Annotated in this window: 23 protein-coding genes; 19 read left to right on the top strand and 4 right to left on the bottom strand. The window is 65.7% G+C overall.

Features of this window, described 5'->3' with window-relative positions; genetic code table 11:
* Positions 1-113 precede the first annotated feature (113 nt).
* The 9 genes from LXM55_RS10455 to LXM55_RS10415 all read left to right on the top strand — a co-directional run bounded on the left by LXM55_RS10455 (position 114) and on the right by LXM55_RS10415 (position 9,781).
* Positions 114-776, top strand: a complete 663-nt coding sequence (locus LXM55_RS10455; RefSeq protein WP_233320306.1) for a LysE family translocator — start codon at positions 114-116, stop codon at positions 774-776.
* A gap of 69 nt (positions 777-845) precedes the next feature.
* Entirely contained in the window at positions 846-1,334 is a 489-nt protein-coding gene (locus tag LXM55_RS10450) for a GyrI-like domain-containing protein (protein WP_233320305.1), read from the top strand.
* 254 nt (positions 1,335-1,588) lie between these two features.
* Positions 1,589-1,687, top strand: coding sequence for a K(+)-transporting ATPase subunit F (gene kdpF, locus LXM55_RS10445; RefSeq protein WP_233320304.1), 99 nt, complete (start codon positions 1,589-1,591; stop codon positions 1,685-1,687).
* The gene (locus LXM55_RS10440) at positions 1,671-1,841 is read left to right on the top strand and encodes a hypothetical protein (RefSeq protein ID WP_233320303.1); all 171 of its coding nucleotides are present in this window, start codon (positions 1,671-1,673) and stop codon (positions 1,839-1,841) included. The genes kdpF and LXM55_RS10440 overlap by 17 nt, the downstream gene beginning before the upstream one ends.
* A gap of 13 nt (positions 1,842-1,854) precedes the next feature.
* On the top strand, positions 1,855-3,561 hold the full coding sequence (gene kdpA, locus LXM55_RS10435) for a potassium-transporting ATPase subunit KdpA (protein WP_233320302.1): 1,707 nt from the start codon (positions 1,855-1,857) through the stop codon (positions 3,559-3,561).
* 9 nt (positions 3,562-3,570) lie between these two features.
* A complete protein-coding gene (kdpC, locus tag LXM55_RS10430; RefSeq protein ID WP_233320301.1) occupies positions 3,571-4,254 on the top strand; it encodes a potassium-transporting ATPase subunit KdpC in 684 nt (227 codons plus the stop codon).
* 12 nt (positions 4,255-4,266) lie between these two features.
* Positions 4,267-6,339 (top strand): potassium-transporting ATPase subunit KdpB, encoded by a 2,073-nt coding sequence (gene kdpB / locus LXM55_RS10425; protein WP_233320300.1) that lies wholly within the window; start codon positions 4,267-4,269, stop codon positions 6,337-6,339.
* Between the two features lie 59 nt (positions 6,340-6,398).
* Positions 6,399-9,092, top strand: coding sequence for a sensor histidine kinase (locus LXM55_RS10420; RefSeq protein WP_233320299.1), 2,694 nt, complete (start codon positions 6,399-6,401; stop codon positions 9,090-9,092).
* Positions 9,089-9,781: a response regulator gene (locus LXM55_RS10415; protein WP_233320298.1), complete on the top strand. Its 693-nt coding sequence runs from the start codon at positions 9,089-9,091 to the stop codon at positions 9,779-9,781. The genes LXM55_RS10420 and LXM55_RS10415 overlap by 4 nt, the downstream gene beginning before the upstream one ends.
* Here LXM55_RS10415 and LXM55_RS10410 read toward each other — a convergent pair.
* Entirely contained in the window at positions 9,760-9,912 is a 153-nt protein-coding gene (locus LXM55_RS10410) for a hypothetical protein (RefSeq protein WP_233320297.1), read from the bottom strand. The two genes, LXM55_RS10415 and LXM55_RS10410, sit on opposite strands and share 22 nt — an antisense overlap.
* Before the next feature lie 222 nt (positions 9,913-10,134).
* Between LXM55_RS10410 and LXM55_RS10405 the strand changes: the two genes are divergently transcribed.
* On the top strand, positions 10,135-10,638 hold the full coding sequence (locus tag LXM55_RS10405) for a GNAT family N-acetyltransferase (RefSeq protein ID WP_233320296.1): 504 nt from the start codon (positions 10,135-10,137) through the stop codon (positions 10,636-10,638).
* 71 nt (positions 10,639-10,709) lie between these two features.
* Here the strand turns inward: LXM55_RS10405 and LXM55_RS10400 are convergent, their stop codons facing one another.
* Complete coding sequence (locus LXM55_RS10400) at positions 10,710-11,195, bottom strand: GNAT family N-acetyltransferase (protein WP_233320295.1); 486 nt, start codon at positions 11,193-11,195, stop codon at positions 10,710-10,712.
* A gap of 182 nt (positions 11,196-11,377) precedes the next feature.
* On the opposite strand from LXM55_RS10400, the gene LXM55_RS10395 reads away from it, so the two are divergent.
* The 4 genes from LXM55_RS10395 (at position 11,378) to LXM55_RS10380 (ending at position 13,990) form a co-directional block, all read left to right on the top strand.
* Entirely contained in the window at positions 11,378-11,812 is a 435-nt protein-coding gene (locus LXM55_RS10395; RefSeq protein WP_233320294.1) for a YybH family protein, read from the top strand.
* Positions 11,813-11,879: 67 nt separating this feature from the next.
* Positions 11,880-12,224 carry a YciI family protein gene (locus LXM55_RS10390; protein WP_016968142.1) on the top strand — a complete coding sequence of 115 codons (345 nt, stop codon included), beginning with the start codon at positions 11,880-11,882 and terminating at the stop codon, positions 12,222-12,224.
* Positions 12,225-12,248: 24 nt separating this feature from the next.
* Complete coding sequence (locus LXM55_RS10385) at positions 12,249-12,740, top strand: SRPBCC family protein (RefSeq protein WP_233320293.1); 492 nt, start codon at positions 12,249-12,251, stop codon at positions 12,738-12,740.
* The gene (locus LXM55_RS10380) at positions 12,740-13,990 is read left to right on the top strand and encodes an RNA polymerase sigma factor (protein ID WP_233320292.1); all 1,251 of its coding nucleotides are present in this window, start codon (positions 12,740-12,742) and stop codon (positions 13,988-13,990) included. Before LXM55_RS10385 ends, LXM55_RS10380 begins: the two co-directional genes overlap by 1 nt.
* Before the next feature lie 31 nt (positions 13,991-14,021).
* On the opposite strand, the gene LXM55_RS10375 is transcribed toward LXM55_RS10380, so the two are convergent.
* On the bottom strand, positions 14,022-14,876 hold the full coding sequence (locus LXM55_RS10375) for a LysR family transcriptional regulator (RefSeq protein ID WP_233320291.1): 855 nt from the start codon (positions 14,874-14,876) through the stop codon (positions 14,022-14,024).
* 89 nt (positions 14,877-14,965) lie between these two features.
* On the opposite strand from LXM55_RS10375, the gene LXM55_RS10370 reads away from it, so the two are divergent.
* The 5 genes from LXM55_RS10370 to LXM55_RS10350 all read left to right on the top strand — a co-directional run bounded on the left by LXM55_RS10370 (position 14,966) and on the right by LXM55_RS10350 (position 19,077).
* A complete protein-coding gene (locus LXM55_RS10370) occupies positions 14,966-15,400 on the top strand; it encodes a multidrug/biocide efflux PACE transporter (protein WP_233320290.1) in 435 nt (144 codons plus the stop codon).
* Positions 15,401-15,589: 189 nt separating this feature from the next.
* Entirely contained in the window at positions 15,590-16,198 is a 609-nt protein-coding gene (locus LXM55_RS10365) for a paraquat-inducible protein A (protein ID WP_233320289.1), read from the top strand.
* Positions 16,198-16,812: a paraquat-inducible protein A gene (locus tag LXM55_RS10360; RefSeq protein WP_233320288.1), complete on the top strand. Its 615-nt coding sequence runs from the start codon at positions 16,198-16,200 to the stop codon at positions 16,810-16,812. The genes LXM55_RS10365 and LXM55_RS10360 overlap by 1 nt, the downstream gene beginning before the upstream one ends.
* Positions 16,805-18,496, top strand: coding sequence for a PqiB family protein (locus LXM55_RS10355; protein WP_233320287.1), 1,692 nt, complete (start codon positions 16,805-16,807; stop codon positions 18,494-18,496). The genes LXM55_RS10360 and LXM55_RS10355 overlap by 8 nt, the downstream gene beginning before the upstream one ends.
* Positions 18,493-19,077, top strand: coding sequence for a PqiC family protein (locus LXM55_RS10350; protein ID WP_233320286.1), 585 nt, complete (start codon positions 18,493-18,495; stop codon positions 19,075-19,077). Before LXM55_RS10355 ends, LXM55_RS10350 begins: the two co-directional genes overlap by 4 nt.
* 70 nt (positions 19,078-19,147) lie before the next feature.
* On the opposite strand, the gene LXM55_RS10345 is transcribed toward LXM55_RS10350, so the two are convergent.
* Positions 19,148-20,065, bottom strand: coding sequence for a LysR family transcriptional regulator (locus tag LXM55_RS10345; protein ID WP_233320285.1), 918 nt, complete (start codon positions 20,063-20,065; stop codon positions 19,148-19,150).
* Between the last annotated feature and the right edge of the window lie 6 nt (positions 20,066-20,071).

Here is a 20,071-nt window from a genome sequence, read left to right as displayed (position 1 = left end):
AACGTGCACGCTTTTTGCCTGCAAGGGCTGCGATCCAGATCGGCCTGGGCGATTTTTCAGGGCTCGGCGGGCCTCGATACCTCTTCGAACAACAGCATCAAACGGGATGAATGATGGAGTTTACCAGCGGCTTCTTGCTGAGCCTTTCACTGTGCCTGGACATCGGCGTGGCCAATATCGCGATGATTACCCTGGCCATGCAGCGTGGCTATTTCCAGGGCTTCTGCCTGGGCCTGGGGACCTGCGTGGGTGACCTGATCTACGCGCTGCTGGCCCTGGCCGGGATGACCGTGCTGCTGCAGTACGAAAGCGTGCGCTGGGTGCTGTGGATTGGCGGGTCGGCACTGCTGGTGTACTTCGCGGCGAAGATGATCCATGCCGCGATTCATCACAGCACGACACTGGCCACGGCCGGGGAGGCGGACCGCGGTTCACCGCGCAAGGAGTTCTTGCGCGGGATCTTCCTGGCCATGTCCTCACCTAGCGCGATCCTCTGGTTCGCCGCGGTGGGCGGCACCCTGATTGCACGATCCGGGGGCGGCGGGATCGCCAATTCCGGGTTGTTCCTCGCCGGTTTCTTCTGTGCCGGGCTGCTCTGGACCCTGGGCCTGTGCCTGGCCGCGACCCAGGGCGGCAAGCTCTTGGGGGATAAGCTGCTGCGCTACTCCTACTTGGCATCTGCGGCGATCTTCTGCTATTTCGCGGTGTACGTGATCCTATCCGGTTACCAGGAGTTCATCGTCGGCGCTGGGGGCACCGACCTTCCGGCGCTCTGATCCTGGCCCAGGCGATTGGCTTCTATACTGGCTGGCGAACCCATCTTTTCTGCGGCAGGAGTGGCATTCATGGATGAGCAAAAACAGGGCGCAGGTCCCGAACCTCGCTTCGAAAGAGAGCGTTTTCTGCTGATCGCCGGCTTCAGCGAGCGGTTTACCCCAGGCGCCGGCCAGGACATCGGCCAGTTGTGGCAGCGCTTCATCCCCCACATCGGCCGGGTGCCGGGGCAGGTGGATGAGGTGACCTACGGCGTCTGCTGCAACCCCGACGGCCAGGGCAGCTTCGAATACCTGGCCGGGGTCGAGATCAGCAAGCTCGACGATCTGCCCGAGCGCTATCGCTGGATCGAAGTGCAGCCGCAGAACTACGCGGTGTTCGAGCACGGCGGTTCCCTGCAGGAGCTGCCACAGACCTTCAACTACATCTGGAAAACCTGGCTGCCCCAGTCCGGCCGCGAGGCCGCCGATGCTCCGGAATTCGAGCGCTACAGCGCCGATTTCAACCCCGAGACCGGCAGCGGCGTGGTGGAGGTCTGGCTGCCGCTGAAAAGTGAATGATCCCCTCGGGGGCGCTGGCCGGCCCCCGATTTTCCCCGCCTGCCGCGCAATCTATACGCCGTCTTAATACCGCCCCCCGCAATCAGTGCCCGACCTTGATGCGCCCTCACCTAACCTGCGTGGCGCAGAGGAGAGCGGTGGACGAGGCGTTCCCGACTCCCTGCCAGCGCCCGTTGCCGGGCGCTCTGACCGGTTGCGCGCCGGGCCGCTAGCTGCGGTCGCGGCGCCGCCTCAACGGATTAAGGGGAGCTGCCTTGCTGACACTGCAATTCATCTATGGCGCCAGCGGTTTCTGCGCCGTGCTGCTGTTCGCCTACCTGGGTTACGCGCTGATCCGTGCCGAGAAATTCTGATGACCGCACCCAGCGCCTGCCACGCATTTTCATTCGCCCGTCCGGGCATTTACGAGAAAGGAAACCAGCCATGTTCGACCTGATCTTCGTGGGCCTGCCCCTGGGGTTCTTTGTGCTGACGGCCCTGGTCATCGTCGCCATGGGCAAGATTTGAACGGAGTATCGACATGTTGAGTACTGTGCTGGAATACGCGGTGATCCTCGGTCTGATGACCGGGCTAGCCGCGCTGATGGGCCAATGGCTGGCCCGGGTGTTCAGCGGCCGTGGCCACGCCTTGCCGGAGCGCGCCACCTATCGCCTGCTGGGGATCAACCCCGCTGAAACCATGGGCTGGGCGCGTTACGGCTCGGCCTTGCTGCTGTCCAACGCGGCGATGATGCTGCTGGGCTACCTGGTCCTGCGCCTGCAAGGCATGACGCCTCTCAACCCCCTGGGGCTGGCGGCGCAGACCCCGGACCTGGCGTTCAACACCGCCGCGTCCTTTATCACCAACACCAACTGGCAGGCCTATTCCGGGGAAAGCAGCCTGTCGAACTTCAGCCAGATGGCGGTGATCACCTTCCTGATGTTCGTCGGCGCTACCGCAGGGGTTGTCGCGGCTGCCGGCTTCATTCGCGGCCTGAGCCGTTCCAGCTCGGCGGACATCGGCAACTACTGGGTCGACTTCACCCGCACCCTGTACCGGGTGATGCTGCCGCTGTGCCTGCTCATGGCCCTGGTCTATGTCTGGCAGGGCATGCCCCAGACCCTCAATTCCGAGGCCCTGGCCACCACCCTGGAAGGCGCCCAGCAGCAGTTGATCGTCGGCGCCGTGGCCAGCTTCGAGTCGATCAAGCACATCGGCACCAACGGCGGTGGCTTCTTCAGCATGAACGCCGCCCACCCGTTCGAGAACCCGACGCCGCTGACCAACGTCCTGCACATCCTCAGCATGTTGCTGATCCCTTCGGCGCTGACCTACGCCTTTGGCAGCATGCTGCTGCGCCGGCGTCAGGGCTGGGTGTTCTTCGGCACCTTCCTGGTGATGTTCGTCGGCTTCCTGGCCATCGTCTTCACCGCGGAGCAGGGCGGCAATCCGCTGCTGACCCAGGTCGGTGTCGACCAGCAACTGTCGGCGACCCAGAGCGGCGGCAACATGGAAGGCAAGGAGCTGCGCTTCGGCATCGCCGACACCGCGCTGTTCGTCACCACCACCACCGGCGCCACCACCGGTTCGGTGAACGCCATGCACGACTCGCTGACCCCCATGGGCGGCTTCGTGCCCCTGGCGCAGATGATGCTCAACTGCGTGTTCGGCGGTGACGGCGTGGGCTTTATCAACCTGATCCAGTACGCCCTGCTGACGGTGTTCCTGGTGGGCATGATGATCGGCCGCAGCCCGGAATTCCTCGGCAAGAAGATCGAGGCCCGGGAGATCAAGCTGGTGATGCTCTCGGTGCTCGCGCACCCGATCTGCATCCTTGGTTTCACCGCCCTGGCAGCGCTGTGGCCGGACACCATGAACAGCCTCAACAACCTTGGCCCGCATGGTTTCAGCGAGGTGCTCTACGCCTACGCCTCGGGCACTGCGAACAACGGTTCGGCGTTTGCCGGGCTGAACGCCAACACGCCGTTCTTCAACACCACCATCGGCCTGGCGATGCTCATGGGGCGCTTCTTCACCATGCTGCCGATGCTGGCCGTGGCCGGTTCCCTGGCGGCGAAAAAGAATATCCCGGCCGGTGCCGGCACCATTCCCACCGCCACACCGCTGTTCATGTTCCTGGTGGTGTTCGTGGTGCTGGTGGTCGGTGGCCTGACTTTCCTGCCGGCCCTCGCGCTCGGCCCGCTGGTGGAGCAACTGCAGTTGCTGGCCGGCCAGACCTACAAATAAGGGGTTGTGATGACTACGCAAATGCAAACCCAAGGCGCCACCACGGTGCTGTTCAAGGGCCTGTTGCGCCCGGTGCTGGTGTCGGCGGTGTTCTTCATGCTGCTCACCGGGCTGGCCTATCCGCTGGCGACCACGGTGCTGGCCAACCTGCTGTTTCCGTTCCAGGCCCAGGGCAGCCTGGTGCAACGTGACGGCCTGGTGGTGGGATCAAAGCTGATCGGCCAGTCCTTCAGTCGCCCGGAGTATTTCCAGGGCCGCCCGAGCATGACCCTGGGCAGCGATCCGTTGGACCCGAGCAAGAGCGTGCCCCAGCCCTACAACGCCGGGGCCAGTGGTGCCAGCAACCTGGGCCCCACCAGCCAGAAGCTGGTGGACAGCGTGGCGGCGCGGGTCAGCGCCTACCGCCAGCTCAACGGCCTGGCGGCGGACACTCCGGTGCCGGTGGACGCGGTGACCGCTTCGGCTTCCGGCCTGGACCCGCACATTTCCCTGGCCAACGCCCAGCTGCAATTGAACCGGGTCGCCCGCCTGCGCAACCTGCCGCTGGCCGATCTGCAGGCGCTGCTGCAGGACCACAGCGAAAGCCGCACCTTCGGCCTGCTGGGCGAGCCCCGGGTCAATGTGCTGCAACTCAACCTGGCGCTGGATGCCCAAGCGCCCCTGCATTCCTCGCCCGTTGCGGCCAGTGAGTAAGAGACGTCGATCATGAGTAGCACCCCTCGTATAGCGTTGTTCGACCGTGGGCTATTGCTCACCGCGTGCCTGGATGCCGTGAAGAAGCTGCTGCCCCAGGCGCAGTGGAAGAATCCGGTGATGTTCGTGGTCTACCTGGGCAGCGTCCTCACCACCCTGCTGTGGTTCCAGTCCCTGGGTGGCGCGGGCGAGGCCTCCAGTGGCTTCATCCTCAGCATCACCCTGTGGTTGTGGTTCACCGTGCTGTTCGCCAACTTCGCCGAAGCCCTGGCCGAGGGCCGCAGCCGGGCCCAGGCCGCCAGCCTCAAGGGCATGAAGCGCCAGACCCTGGCCAAGCTGTTGCAGCAGCCCAAGCATGGCGCCGCCTGGCTGCCGATGGCCGCCAGCGAGCTGCGCAAGGACATGGTGGTGCTGATCGAGGCCGGCGACCTGGTGCCGCTGGATGGCGAAGTCATCGAAGGCGTGGCCACGGTGGACGAGAGCGCCATCACCGGTGAATCGGCGCCGGTGATCCGCGAGGCCGGGGGCGACTTTTCCTCGGTCACCGGCGGCACCAAGGTGCTGTCCGACTGGCTGGTGGTGCGCATCAGCGTCAACCCCGGCGAGTCGTTCCTGGACCGGATGATCTCCATGGTGGAGTCGGCCAAGCGCCAGAAAACCCCCAACGAGGTGGCCCTGACCATTCTCCTGGTCGGCCTGACCCTGCTGTTCCTGCTGGTGATCGTGACCCTGAGCCCGTACTCGATCTTTGCCGTGGCCATGAGCGGCACCGGCAGCGTGATCAGCGCCACGGTGATGGTGGCGTTGCTGGTGTGCCTGATTCCCACCACCATCGGCGGCCTGTTGTCGGCTATCGGCGTGGCGGGCATGAGCCGGATGATGTCGGCCAACGTCATCGCCACTTCCGGGCGGGCCGTGGAAGCGGCGGGGGACGTCGACGTGCTGCTGCTCGACAAGACCGGCACCATCACCCTGGGCAACCGTCAGGCCAGCGCTTTTCTGCCGGCGCCAGGGATCAAGGACAGCGAGCTGGCGGACGCCGCGCAACTGGCTTCCCTGGCGGACGAAACCCCGGAAGGCCGGAGCATCGTGGTGCTGGCCAAGCAGAAGTTCGACATCCGTGGCCGCGACATCGAGGCCCTGGGCGCCAGCTTCGTGCAGTTCACCGCGCAGACCCGCATGAGCGGCGTCGACCTGCCGGAGGGCCGCAGCATCCGCAAGGGCGCGGCCGATGCCATTCGCCGGCACATCGAAGCCCTGGGGGGCAGCTTCCCGCCGGCCTTGCAGGCCAAGGTCGATGAAGTCTCGCGGCGCGGCAGCACGCCGCTGGTGGTCAGCGACGGCGTCCAGGCCCTGGGCGTGGTGGAGCTCAAGGACGTGGTCAAGGGCGGGATGAAGGAGCGCTTTGCCGAACTGCGGCGCATGGGCATCAAGACCGTGATGATCACCGGCGACAACCGCCTGACCGCCGCGGCGATTGCCGTGGAGGCCGGGGTCGATGACTTCCTCGCCGAGGCGCGTCCCGAGGACAAGCTGCAACTGATCCGCGACTACCAGGCTAAGGGCAAGCTGGTGGCCATGACCGGCGACGGCACCAACGACGCCCCGGCCCTGGCCCAGGCTGACGTGGCCGTGGCGATGAACAGCGGCACCCAGGCGGCAAAAGAGGCGGGCAACATGGTCGACCTCGACAGCAACCCGACCAAGCTGATCGAGGTGGTGGAAGTCGGCAAGCAGATGCTCATGACCCGCGGCGCCCTGACCACCTTCAGCGTGGCCAACGACGTGGCCAAGTATTTTGCTATCGTACCGGCCGCGTTCGTCGCCACTTACCCGCAGCTGGGGGCGCTGAACGTGATGCACTTGACCAGCCCGAACTCGGCGATTCTCAGTGCGGTGATCTTCAACGCGCTGATCATCGTGTTCCTCATCCCCCTGGCGCTCAAGGGGGTGAAGTACCGATCCATCGGCGCGGCGGCCCTGCTTAACCGCAACCTGCTGATCTACGGGCTGGGCGGGGTGCTGGTGCCCTTTGCCGGGATCAAGCTGATCGACATGCTGCTGGCCGGGCTTGGCCTGGTCTGAGGCAAGGACTGACAATGCGGCGCTCCCCGGAGCGCCGCATTGTTCATTTAAGGAAGCTCATGACTGTGCTCGATGCGAGTTCCCCGCCCCGCGACGGGCGTCCCGACCCCGACGCGCTGCTGGAAAAGCTGCAGCAGGATGAACAGGCCGCCCAGCGCGGCAAGCTGCGGATCTACTTCGGCTCCAACGCCGGGGTTGGCAAGACCTGCGCCATGCTCACCGCCGCCCGCAGCGAAGTGGCCCTGGGCCGCGACGTGGTGGCCGGGGTGGTGGAAACCCATGGCCGGCGGGAAACCGCCGAGCTGCTGCAGGGCCTGGAAGTGCTGGAGCGTCACCGCCTGATGCACCGCGACTACGCCTTGCCCGAATTCGACCTGGACGCGGCCCTGGCGCGGCATCCCGCGGTGCTGCTGGTGGACGAGCTGGCCCACAGCAACGTCCCCGGCTCGCGCCACCCCAAGCGCTGGCAGGACGTGGAAGAGCTGCTGCGGGCCGGGATCGATGTCTGGACCACCCTCAACGTCCAGCACCTGGAAAGCCTCAACGACATCGTCAGCGGCATCATCGGCATTCGCGTGCGCGAGACCGTGCCCGACCACCTGTTCGACGAAGCCCACGAAGTGCTGGTGATCGACCTGCCGCCGGATGACCTGCTGCGCCGCCTCAAGGACGGCAAGGTCTACATGGGGCCCCAGGCCGAGCGGGCTTCACGGCATTTCTTTCGCAAGGGCAACCTGTTGGCCCTGCGCGAGCTGACCCTGCGTCGCACCGCCGACCGGGTCGATGCGCAGATGCGCGACTACCGCCGCGAGCGCTCGATCAATGCCCTGTGGCCGGCCCGCGAGCGCCTGCTGGTGGGGGTGGCCGGCGACCCGGCGGACGAACGCCTGGTGCGTGAAGCCGCGCGCCTGGCGCAGAAGCTCGAAGCCGACTGGATGGTGGTGCACGTGGCCTCGGCGCAGCGCCGTGGCCACGGCTCCAGCCGTTATGCGGCGGCGATGAAGACCCTGGCCCTGGCCGCCGAATTCGGCGCCGAAACCGCGACGCTGCCCGGCCTGGACGTGGCCGAGGCACTGGTGGCCTGTGCCCGCGAGCACAACGCCAACCGCCTGGTGCTGGGCCATTACCCGCGCAAGGTCTGGCAGTTCTGGCACCAGTCGGTGAGCGACCGGATCAGCCGCCAGCACCCGGAAATCGATCAGATCGTGATCGCCAACGGCCCCTTGAGCCGACGCCCGGTGCCTGCGGATAAACCCGAGGCCGGGCTGCCGCCGAGCCGCGCGCCGGCCTACCTGTGGGCGAGCCTGGCGTGTTTTGCCGCGACCGCGGTGGCGGCGCTGCTGCTCAAGGTGTTCGACCCGGCCAACGTGGTCATGCTGTTCCTGCTCACCGTGGTGCTGGTGGCGCTGCGCTTTGGGCGCGGCCCGGGCGTCTGGGCGGCGATGCTGGCGGTGTTGTGCTTCGACTTCTTCTTCGTCCAGCCGGTGTGGTCGTTCACGGTCAACGACACCCAGTACTTCTTCACCTTCGCCCTGATGCTCGGCATTGCCCTGATCACCGGCCAGCTCACCGCACGCCTGCGCCACCAGGCGCGCACCGCCGCCGAGGGCGAGCGCCGCGCCACTTCCCTGGCCGGGTTGGCCAGGGAGCTGTCGGCGGCGCTGACCGAGGAACAGATTTGCGCCGTGGCCCTGCGCACCTTCAGCGGGGTGTTCGAGGCCCGGGTCGGGCTGGCGCTGCCGGATGCCGACAATCGCGTGCGCGCCCTGAGCGCCAATGTCCTGGCCATCGACGAGAGCATCGCCCAGTGGGCCTATGATCACGCCCTGCCGGCGGGACGCGGCACCGATACCCTGGCGGCGGCCAAGGGCTGCTACCTGCCGCTCAAGGCGCCGATGCGGGTGCGCGGGGTGCTGGTGCTGGAACTGGCGGATGCCGAACGCCTGGCCGAACCGGAGGAGCGGCGCCTGCTGGAGGCGTGCATGAGCCAGCTGGCGATTGCCCTGGAGCGCGTGCACTACGTCGAAGTGGCCCAGAGCACGGTGGTGCAGATGGAAGGCGAGCGCATGCGCAACACCTTGCTGGCGGCGATTTCCCACGACCTGCGCACGCCATTGACGACCATCATCGGTGCTGCCGACGCCGCCTTGCCGCACGCCGCGGACGGCCCGCTCAAGCACCTGCTGGGGGGGATTCACGACCAGGCCTCGTCCATGCAGCGGCTGATCGAAAACCTGCTGGACATGGCGCGCATGCAGGAGCGCGGCGTGCGCCTCAAGCGTCAGTGGAATTCCCTGGAGGAGATCGTCGGCAGTGCCTTGCGCCAGTTGCGCGAGCCCCTGGCCAAGCATCAGTTGCGGGTCGTCATGGCGCCACACTTGCCGCTGGTGGAGGTGGACGCGCTGCTGCTGGAACGGGTGCTGGTGAACCTGCTGGACAATGCCGCCAAGTACACCCCGGCCGGCACCCTGGTGCAGATCAGTGCCCGCCAGGTCGACCAGCAGATCATCCTGCAGGTCAGCGATTCCGGCCCCGGCTGCCCCAAGGGCAGTTCCCCGGACAGCCTGTTCGAAGCCTTCAGCCGCGGCCAGCAGGAGTCTGCCGTGGCCGGCATCGGCCTGGGCCTGGCCCTGGCCAAGCGTATTGTCGAGGCCCATGGCGGGCGCATCGAGGCCCAGCCTCACGCCGACGCCGGGCTGAGTTTTGTCATCACCTTGCCGGCGGGTCAGCCGCCTTCCATGGAAGCCCTATGAGCAGCGCACGCATCCTGATCGTCGAGGACGAAGCCAATATCCGCCGCTTTGTCGGCATTGCCCTGGAGGACGAAGGCTTCCAGGTATTCGAGGCCGACAGCGTCAAGCGCGCACTGATCCATGCCGCCAGCCGCCAGCCGGACCTGGTGATCGTCGACCTGGGCCTGCCGGACGGCGACGGCAAGCAGCTGATCAGCGAGCTGCGCGGCTGGCTGGCGGTGCCGATCCTGGTGCTCTCGGCCCGGGACCGCGAAGACGAGAAGGTCGCGGCCCTGGACGCCGGGGCCGACGACTACTTGGTCAAGCCGTTCGGCGTGCCGGAGTTGCTGGCGCGGATTCGCGCGCAGTTGCGCCGCCATGGCCAGAGCGGCGCGGCGGCGGCCACCAGCAAGGTGAGCTTCGGCGTGATCGAGGTCGACCTGGCGACCCATGAAGTGCACCGCGAAGGGCAGCCGGTGCACCTCACGCCGATCGAATACCGCCTGCTCTGCGCGCTGATCCGCGGCCAGAGCCGGGTGCTGACACATCGCCAGCTGCTGCTGGAGGTCTGGGGCCTGGATTACGTCGACCGGGCGCATTACCTGCGGGTGCACATGGCCCATCTGCGGCAGAAGCTGGAGGCCGATCCGGCGCAGCCCCAGCATCTGATCACCGAGTTGCAGGTGGGTTATCGCCTGGTGGGGCTCTGATCCTGGCGGGTGGCGCCGCTCAGGGATTTCTCGCCGCGGCGCCGCTCATGCACAAAGTCGATGTACAGGGTGATGCAGCCGAAGGTGGCGATGCCGAACAGCAGAAGAAGGCCGATCTGGATGTTGCTCATGGGGAAGGTCCTGTGGGCAAGACGCGGCACGACCGGCTCGACAGGGCCGGCCAGCAGGCGTCGGGGAGCTGATAGATAATCCCTGGGCGCCGCGCTTGCCAGGGTTTATATGAAAGCTTTACGGCGTCCCCGATGATCCCTATGCCCTGCATACGCCAGGCTCGGCGCGGCGCCACTCTTGCTAGAATCCGCCATCCTTCACCGACTTCAGGTTGCCGCCCCATGACCGCTTCGACCCCGCTGATCCGCACCGTAGTGCCCACCGACCTGGACCGTTGCTTCGCCATCGAAACCCTGGCCTACGAAGGCGACGAAGCCGCGACCCGGGAAAAGATCGCCACCCGCATCGCCACCTGGCCGGAGGGTTTTATCGTTGCCGAAGTGGAGGGCGTGGTGGCCGGCTTCATCAACGCCGGCGCCACCTTCGAGGTGCAGATGGCCGACGAGGCTTTCAAGGAACTGATCGGCCACGACCCGGCCGGTTCCGAAGTGGTGATCATGTCGGTGGTGGTGCACCCGGACTTCCAGGGCCTGGGTCTGTCCCGGCCATTGCTGAACGCCTTCATCGCGCGCATGGGCGAGCTGGGCAAGGCGCGTATCCACCTGATGTGCAAGGAACGCCATGTACCGCTGTACCAACGCTTCGGTTTTGTCTACGTCAAGGCGTCGGAGTCGGACCACGGCGGCATGGCCTGGCATGAGATGGTGTTGAGTCTTGCGCGCTAATGCTTTGAAACCGTCAGTTTGATGAAGGTAAACGCGGCGGATCTGGATCGTTCCGAGCCCATGCGGGCCACTCAGAACGCCAGCACCATCCGCCGTTCATAACCGATCCGGCCCTTGCAGGCCTCGCCGTTCTCCACCCAGCCCAGCTTGCGGTACAGCCTGAGGGCTGGCTGGTTGTCGCTGTCCACTGCCAGGTTCAGGCCCTTGAGCCCGGGCCACTCTTGGCGCGCGGCGGCGGGAATGGCTTGCAGGCAGGCCTGGCCGAAGCCTTGGCCCTGGAACCGCTGGTCCACCTGCAGGGCGTGCAGGCTAGCGCTGTCGGCATCGGCCCAGGCCGGCAGGCACGGCGGGCGCTTGAGCAGCAGGAAGGCCACCGGCCGCTCGTCGCTGAGCAGGGCAAAGCCCTTGATCGCACCCTGGGGCGCATTGACCAGGGAGTGCAGCGCGCCGTGAATGTCCCCGCTAAACGCCTTCTGTCCGGGCCGTACTTCAAGCTCCAGCAAGCGCGCATGCTGGTGGCTGTCGAGCTGTTCATAAGGCACGAGGCGTGTGGTCACGGGCAGGGCGATCCGGTCGGGAGAAGGGTGCGGATTCTAGCGATTTTGCCCAACGGGTAAATTTTTTTCTGTGCCTTGTCGATTGCGCGAACGGCCAGGCGACTAAGGGTGAACCGAACAGTCGACGGCGCGGTGCTGGGGCTGTTTAACCGCGGTTGAATTCACTCTTGAGGAGTTTCGCCATGCTCAATCCATCCAACGAAGCGCAGGTGCGCAGCCTGATCGACCATTGGCAGCAGGCAGTGGTGGCCCGGGATATCGAGCGCATCGTCAGCTATTACGCCGATGACATCACCTCCTTCGACGCAGTCGGGGCCTTGCAGTTCAAGGGCAAGGCCGCCTACCGCGCGCATTGGGAGGCGTGCATGCAGGTCTGCCCCGGCCCGGGCATTTTCGAGTTCCACCAACTGCAGGTGCGGGCCACCGAAGACTTGGCCTTCGCCCACTGGCTGGCCCATTGCGGCGGCACCGACGCCGAGGGCGTGACCAAGGCCTGCTGGATGCGTGTCAGCGCGGCCTATCAACGTCGCGACGGCCAGTGGCAGGTGGTGCACGAGCACTGGTCGGCGCCGTTCGACATGCTCACCGGGACCACCCTGTTCGACCTGCAACCCTGAACAGCGAGCGGTTCGCCAAAGTGCAAAACAGCGACCATAGTTGCTCAGCCCGAGTCCGGAGGTGCCCATGAAATACCTATGCCTGGTCTACAGCGACGAGCGCTTGCTGCACAGCCTGCCCGACAGTCCCGAGGACGCCGAATGCCTGGCCTATGCCGAGTCGGTGCAGGGCAGTGGGCGGATGCTCGCCGCCGAGGCGCTGCAATCGGTGCAGTGCGCCACCACGGTGCGCATGCGCGGCGGCAAGCTGTCGATCACCGACGGCCCGTTCGCTGAAACCAAGGAACAGCTGGCCGGTTTCTACCTGATCGAGGCCCGGGACCTGAATGAAGCGATCCAGGTCGCCGGGCATATTCCGGCCGCCCGGGTCGGCAGCGTCGAAGTGCGTCCGGTACGTGAATTGAATCCCTGATCCCCCTTAAACAGGAGTTTCGCGATGACTTTCCAAACCGCAGGCCACAGGCCCGCCGAGCATGAATTGTCGATCAGCCGCTTGATCGACGCGCCGCGCAACACGGTGTTTCGCGCCTGGACCGAGCCGGCCTTGCTGGTGCAATGGTGGGGGCCCCATGGCATGACCACCCCGGAGTGTGAAATGGACCTGTGGGTCGGCGGCCAGTTTCGTACCCTGATGCGCGCCCCGGATGGCAGTGAATACCCGACCATGGGGGTGTTCCTGGAGATCGACGCCCCGTCGCGGCTGGTGTTTACCGATGCCTACCTGCCGGGCTGGATTCCTTCGGGCAAGCCGTTCATGACGGCGCATGTGACCTTCGAGGAGCAGGGCAACAAGACCCTCTATACCGCCCGTGCCATGCACTGGAGCGAAGCCGACCGCAAGGCTCACGAAGCCATGGGTTTTCATGACGGTTGGGGGCAGAGCCTGGAGCGTCTGGTGGCCCTGGTGACCCAGGGCCTGCCGGACTGATGGCCGAGCAAGCCCGGGAGGCGGTAACGGCGCGGGTGGCGCAGGTCTACCGCGAGCAGTCGCGGCGGATCCTCGCCACCCTGATCCGCCTGCTGGGGGATTTCGACCTGGCCGAGGAGGCGCTGCACGAGGCCTTCTTCGTGGCCGTCGAACGCTGGCAGGACGCTGGCGTGCCCGACAACCCACGGGCTTGGCTGGTGTCCGTCGGCCGCTTCAAGGCGATCGACGCCCTGCGCCGACGGGCGCGCTTCGCGGCTTCCCAGGCGGCGCTGCTCAGCCAGTTGGAGCAGCTCGAACAGGGCGACTGGAGCGTCGAGGATGTGCAGGATGACCGCTTGCGCCTGATCTTCACCTGCTGCCACCCGGCATTGGCGGCGGATGCCCAGGTGCCGTTGACCCTGCGCGAGATCTGCGACCTGAGCACCGAGGAAATCGCCCGGGCCTTCCTGGTCACCCCGGCCACCATCGCCCAGCGCATCGTGCGCGCCAAGGCGAAGATCCGCGACGCCGGGATTCCCTATCAGGTGCCGCAATTGAGTGAATTGCCCGAGCGCCTGGAGAGCGTGCTGCGGGTGATCTACCTGGTATTCAACGAGGGTTACTCGGCCTCCATGGGCGCCGAGCTGACCCGAGATGAGCTGACCCGTGAAGCCATCCGCCTGGGCTACCTGCTGCTGGAACTGTTGCCCGAGGCGGAGGTGATGGGCCTGCTGGCGCTGATGCTGTTGCACGAGTCACGGCGCACGGCGCGGATCTCTGCCACTGGCGAGTTGATCCTGCTGGACGAGCAGGACCGTTCGTTGTGGCAGCAGGACTTGATCAAGGAAGGTTGCGCCCTGGTGGAACGCGGCCTGCGCAGCGGGCACGCGGGGCCTTATTGCCTGCAGGCGGCGATTGCCGCGGTGCATGCCGAGGCCGCGAGTGCCGAACAGACCGACTGGGCGCAGATTGTCGGTCTGTATGACATCCTGCTGCGCTTGCAGCCTTCACCGGTGATCCAACTCAACCGTGCCGTGGCCCTGGCCAAGCGCGATGGGCCGGCTGCCGGGCTGGAGCAAGTGGAAGCCATCCTGGACCGCGGCGACTTGCAGGATTACCACCTGGCCCATGCCGCGCGGGCCGATTTCTGCCGGCAACTGGGGCGCATCGCCGCCGCGCGCGAAGCCTACCAACGCGCCTTGGCCCTGGCCCGCCAAAGCCCCGAGCGGCGTTTTCTCGAACAGCGCCTGGCCCAGCTCGATGCCTTGTAGAGGCGGGCGACTCAGGAGCCGGTGAGTGCAGTCATTGCAGCATCCGCGCCAGTAACCAGCTGCCTGCCGGCCCCGGCGGATGCAGGCGTGACCAGAGCGCGTCCACCGCCACGGTGCGCGGCCAGCCGCGGACCTGCAGCTCCTGCAACTTGCCCGCGCCGAACCCTTCCACCAGCCAGCGCGGCAGGGGCGCCCAGCCAAAGCCGCCCTGGGCCATCTCCAGCAGCATCAGGTAGCTGGGCGCCGACCAGACCCGGCCCTGGCTGCGGATTTCGTAGGGGTTGAGCACGGTCGCCAGGCGCAATTCGCGGTGCTGGCGCAGGCTTTCCTCGTCCACGTGTTCCAGTTGCGCCAGGGGGTGCTTGCAGGCCACGAAGAGCGATATTTCACCGCGCTCCTCCATGGTCTTGTGCTCCAGGTCCGCGGGGTAGTCGGCCTTCATCTCGGCAAAGGCGATCTGCGCCCGGCCGCTTTGCACCAGGGCAATCAGGTCCTCGCATTCGGCAATCAGGCATTCCAGTTCAAGGTCCGGGTAACGCTGCTCGAAGGCGCTCAGGCTGCTTTCAAAACGGTCCGACTGGTACGTGTCGGACAAGGCCACGGTCAGTTTCGCCTCTATGCCTCGGGAAAACTGGCCGGCGGCCATTTCCAGGCGGCTGGTGGCGGCGAGGATTTCCTCGGCGCGCCGCAGCAGCACATGCCCGGCCGGGGTCAGGCCGGGCTTGCGGCTGGTGCGGTCGAACAGCTGGACATCGAGGTCGATTTCCAGGCTCGCCACGGCTGCGCTGATGGTGGACTGGCTCTTGCCCAGCTTGCGTGCGGCAGCGGAAAAGGAGCCCTGGGTGGCGGCCTGGACGAACGCCAGCAGCACTTCATGTGAGGCCATGAACTATCGCCTTGATCGATGGTTATTGATTATGAAGTATCGACCTGGTCCTGGAAGATCGCCAGCACATTCACTCCAGGAGTACGGCAATGAGCCTGCCTAAATCCCTTAACGAACGTATTTTCCAGGCGGTAGCCTTTGAGCTGCTGGCGGTGTCGATCTGTACTCCGCTGCTGTCCTGGATCATGGACAAGCCCATGGCCGACATGGGCCTGGTGACCCTCGCCATCGGCCTTCTGGCCCTGGGCTGGAACGTGCTGTTCAACGGTCTGTTCGATCGTTTGCTCAAGCGTCTGGGGCTTGAACACAATGCCAGGACCCGGGTCCTGCATGCCTTGCTGTTCGAGGGCGGGCTGGTGGCTTTCTGTGTGCCGCTGATTGCCTGGTGGCTGGATATCAGCCTGTTGCAGGCCTTCCTCCTCGACATCGGCGTGTTGTTGTTCTTCCTGCCCTACACCTACCTCTACCACTGGGCCTACGACGTGCTGCGGGACAAGTGGCTGCAAACGCGCCTGGTCCATTGAACGGGAGGGCGCTCCGGGATTGACCGCCTCCGGTGGCGGGCGGCGAAAATCTCCGGGGCGCCTATCATGGCGTAGACACCGGCGGCGATGCAGCAGACAAAACTGGACACTGTCCTGGTGTTTTTCTGAAAATATGCGCCAGCAGGTTCGAGACACTGAACCTGCCGCCCTCCCGACTATCTGAAGACCATGACTATTTCCCGCAACTGGATCATCTGCGAACACTGCGATTCGCTGTACGAATCCGTGCCGCTCGGCAAGGGCCAGACGGCCCAGTGCTCACGCTGTGGCGCGGTGCTGGCCCGCGCCCGCCACCTGAGCGTGCAGCAGCTGTTCGCCCTGTCGATCACCGCCGGGGTGTTGTTCGTCTTCGCCAACCTGTTTCCGGTGATCAAGATCAGCCTCGAAGGCCTGAGCAACGAGGCGACCCTCTGGCAATCGGTCGAGGCCCTGGCCCAGGGCCGCATCAGCCTGATTGCCGCGATCACCGGCCTGACCATCATTCTCGCGCCGTGCCTGCAGATCATCCTGCTGTGCTGGGTGCTAGGCTTTGCCAACGTCGGCCGCGCGGCGCCGGGCTTCAAGGCCAGCATGCGCGCCCTGGAACACCTGCGCCCCTGGAGCATGCTCGAGGTGTGCCTGCTGGGCATCCTGGTGGCCATCGTCAAGCTGGCGGGCATGCTCGATGTGCATCCGGGGATGGGGCTGTGGGCCCTGGCGATGCTCACGGTGCTGATCATCCTGATTTCCGGCAAGGACATCCGCTACCTCTGGGATGACCTGGAGGGCCGCTACTGATGAGTGCGCCGCCCTACGCCCGGGATTACCAACTGATGCTGTGCCACACCTGCGGCCAGGTCTGCCAGGACTTCGAGCACCGCTGCCCGCGCTGCGACTCCGTGGTGCATGCGCGCAAGCCCAACAGCCTGGCGCGCACCTGGGCCTTTCTCCTGGCCAGCCTGATCTTCTACATCCCGGCCAACCTGCTGCCGGTGATGCACACCAGCATCTTTGGCAGCGCCAGTGAAAACACCATCATGAGCGGCGTGGTGGAGTTCTGGAGACACGGTTCCTGGGACATCGCCCTGCTGATCTTCATTGCCAGCGTGGTGGTGCCCTGCAGCAAGTTCTTTGTCCTCGGCACCCTGCTGGTGACCTGCCAGCGCCGCAGCCTCTGGGCCCAGCGCGAGCGCGCCAAGCTGTATCGCTTCATCGAGCTGATCGGCTACTGGTCGATGCTCGACGTGCTGGTGGTGGCCCTGGTGGCGGCGCTGGTGCAGTTTCGTGCCCTGAGCTCGATCGATCCGCGCATGGGCATTCTGTTTTTTGGTTTGGTGGTGGTGCTGACGATGTTGGCCGCCATGAGTTTCGATCCCCGGCTTATCTGGGACGCAGAGGTTGAAGATGTCTGAACATCCAGGTTCCAACGCACACAATCCGCTGCCCGCTCCTGGCGCCCCGGCGCTGCGCACGCGGCGCTTCAACGTCTCGCTGGTGTGGCTGGTGCCGATCGTCGCGGCCCTGGTGGGGCTGTCGATGGTGGTACACAAATCCCTATCGGCGGGGCCGGAAATCACCATCAGCTTCCAGACCGCCGAGGGCCTGGAAGCCAACAAGACCCAGGTCAAGTACAAGAACGTGGTAATCGGCAAGGTGACCTCCATCGCCTTGAGCGACGACCGCAAGAAGGTGTTGGCCAAGGTTGAGCTGGACCAGTCCGCCGAACCCTTCACCGCCGACGACTCGATGTTCTGGGTGGTGCGTCCGCGGATCGGCGCCAACGGCATTTCCGGGGTCGACACTCTGCTTTCCGGGGCCTTTATCGGCGCCGACGCCGGCAAGTCGGAAAAGCGCAAGGACAGCTTCAAGGGCCTGGAAACCCCGCCGCCCATCACCTACGGGCAGAAGGGCAAGCGCTTCACCCTGCACACCGATGACCTGGGTTCGCTGGACATCGGCTCGCCGGTCTATTACCGGCGCATCGAGGTGGGGCAGGTGGTGTCCTACCAGTTGGCCAACAGCGGCAAGGGCGTGGACGTGAAGATCTTCGTCAACGCGCCCAACGACAAATACGTCACCACCGACAGCCGCTTCTGGAACGCCAGCGGCGTCGACGTGACCCTCGGCGCCAACGGCCTGAAGGTCAACACCGAGTCGGTGTCGTCGATCCTCGCTGGCGGCATTGCCTTCGTCGAGCCCAAGTACAGCCCCAATGCCCAGCCGGCCGAAGAGAACGCCGAGTACACCCTGTTCGGCGACCAGGACACCGCCCTGGCCCCGCCGGACGGCGCGCCGTATTACATCCGCATGCGTTTCGACCAGGCCCTGCGCGGGCTGTCGATCAATGCCCCGGTGGAGTTCCTCGGGGTGAACATCGGCAAGGTGGTGTCCATGGACCTGGACTACGACGAACAGCGCAAGTATTTCCCGACCCTGGTCGGCGCGGTGATCTATCCCGAGCGCCTGGGCAAGGCCCATGAAAAACTGGTGAAGCAGACCGGCGGCGAAGACGACGGGCGCTCGGCCAAGCTGATCGGCGCCTTCGTCAAGAACGGCCTGCGCGCTCAGCCCCGCAGCGGCAACCTGCTGACCGGCCAGCTGTACATCTCCCTGGACTTTGTCGCCAACGCCAAGCCGGTGGCCTATGACCCTACGGCGCGGCCGCTGGAGATCCCGACCATCCCGGGCAGCATGGACAAGTTGCAGGAACAATTGCAGGCCGTGGTCGACAAGATCAGCAAGCTGCCGATCGACGCCATCGCCGCCAACCTCAACGGCAGCCTGGTGGAAATGCAGAAGACCCTGAAGCAGGTCAACGGCGAAGTGCTGCCGCAGATGCGCGACACCCTGGAACAGTCGAAGAAGACCCTGGCCAGCGCCAACGAGAGTTTCTCCGAGGATTCGCCACAGCGCCAGAAACTCGGCCAGGCCATGGAAGAAGTGCAGCGCACCGCGCGTTCGGTGCGGGTCCTCACCGACTTCCTCGGGCGTCATCCTGAAGCGCTGATCCGCGGGCGCCTCAAAGACAACCAACCGGATGCCTACTCGTCGCCATCCTCCTCTGTTCGCGAATCCGTACCGGAAGCCCAGCCATGAAAACCCGTGCCCTGTTGCTCTGCCTGACCCTGGGGCTGGCCGCTTGCAGCTCCGCGCCTACCCATTACTACACCCTGCTGCCACCGGTCGCCGAAGGCAGCGGCGCGGCCCGCGCTGGCGGGCCGCAGTTCGAAATGTCCACGGTGCGCATTCCGGTGCAGGTGGACCAGCCGCAACTGGTGGTACGCCAGGACAGCGGCACCCTGGCGATTCTCGAAACCCAGCGCTGGAGCGCGCCGCTGGTGGATGAGTTCCACGATGCCCTGGCCAGCCAGATGGAGCAGAAGCTCGGCACCCGCAACCTTGAAGGGTTGCCCAAGCAGCCCGGGCGCCCGGTGCTGTCATTGCAGACCGATGTACGGCGTTTCGAATCGCTGCCCGGTCGCTATGCGCTGATCGATGTGGTCTGGAGCCTGCGCCTGCGGGGCGAGGGCGGCCCGGCCCGCAGCCTGACCTGCAGCAGCCAGATCCGTCAGCCGGCGGGTGTTGAACTGAGCAGCCTGGTGCAGGCCCACCAGCAGGCCATCGCCCAGTTGGCCGGGCAGATCGCCGCCGCCGCGCAACGCTGGACCTGCCCCTGAATCAGCCCTGTAGATGCCGTCTTGCCCGGTAACGGGCAAGGCGGCATCTACAGCAGGGGGCGCAAGAGGCTCAGCGCCGGGCCGAGAGTTGCTGGGGTGCGAGGAAGGCGTCGTGGAAGTAGGCACGCAAGGCCTGCATCGCCGGGGTGAAGGTGCGTTCGCGATGCCAGGCCAGCCCCACGCTCATCGGCGTGACCGCGTCGCTCAGGCTCAGGGTCTCGATGCGCTTGCCCTCCAGGGACCAGGGCCGGTGCACCAGGTCCGAAAGAATTGCCACGCCGCTGCCGTTGGCCACCATGCTGCGCACCGCCTCCACCGAGCTGGTGCGCACCCGCACGTTGGGCTGCTGGCCGGCCTGTTCCCAATAGCGCATGGCGCTCTGTTCGGCTTCGTCGACGGTGAGCAGGATGAACGGCTCCTGGGCCACGTCCGCCAGGCTGATGCTGGTGCGCTCGCACAGCGGATGGTGGGCCGGCAGCCACAGCCGGCGCTCGGAGTTGAACAGGGTCTGCGAGACGATGTCCGGGTGGGTCAGGTTGGCGGTGAGCACCACCGCCATGTCGAAGCGGCCTTCCAGCAAGCCTTGTTCGATGGCCTGGCGTTCCTGTTCATGCAGCTCGATGGTGACGTCCGGGTGCCAGTGCTCCAGGCGTTGCAAGTGGTGCGGCAGGAAGTAGCCAATCACCGTGTAGCTGGCTGCCAGGTGCAGCACGCCGCTGGCCCGGTCATCCGGCAACGGGCTGTTCAGCGCATCTTCGACGCTGCGCAGAATCACATAGGCGCGGTTGAGAAAGTGCCGCCCGGCATCGGTCAGGCTCATGCCCTGGGCCGAGCGCACGAACAACTGCACCGCCAGCATGGCCTCCAGTTCCTTGATCGCCGTGGTCACCGCCGACTGCGAAATGTTCAAGTGAATCGCCGCCTGGGAGATCTGCCCGATCTCAGCCGTAGCCACGAAGTAGCGCACCTGGCGCAAGGTCAACGACATGGCCCA

The organism is Pseudomonas sp. Au-Pse12 (assembly GCF_021341665.1).
In the GTDB taxonomy this organism is placed as follows: Bacteria; Pseudomonadota; Gammaproteobacteria; order Pseudomonadales; family Pseudomonadaceae; genus Aquipseudomonas.
The sequence above is the reverse complement of the archived record's forward strand: the minus strand, read 5'-3'. Positions and strand labels throughout refer to the sequence as shown.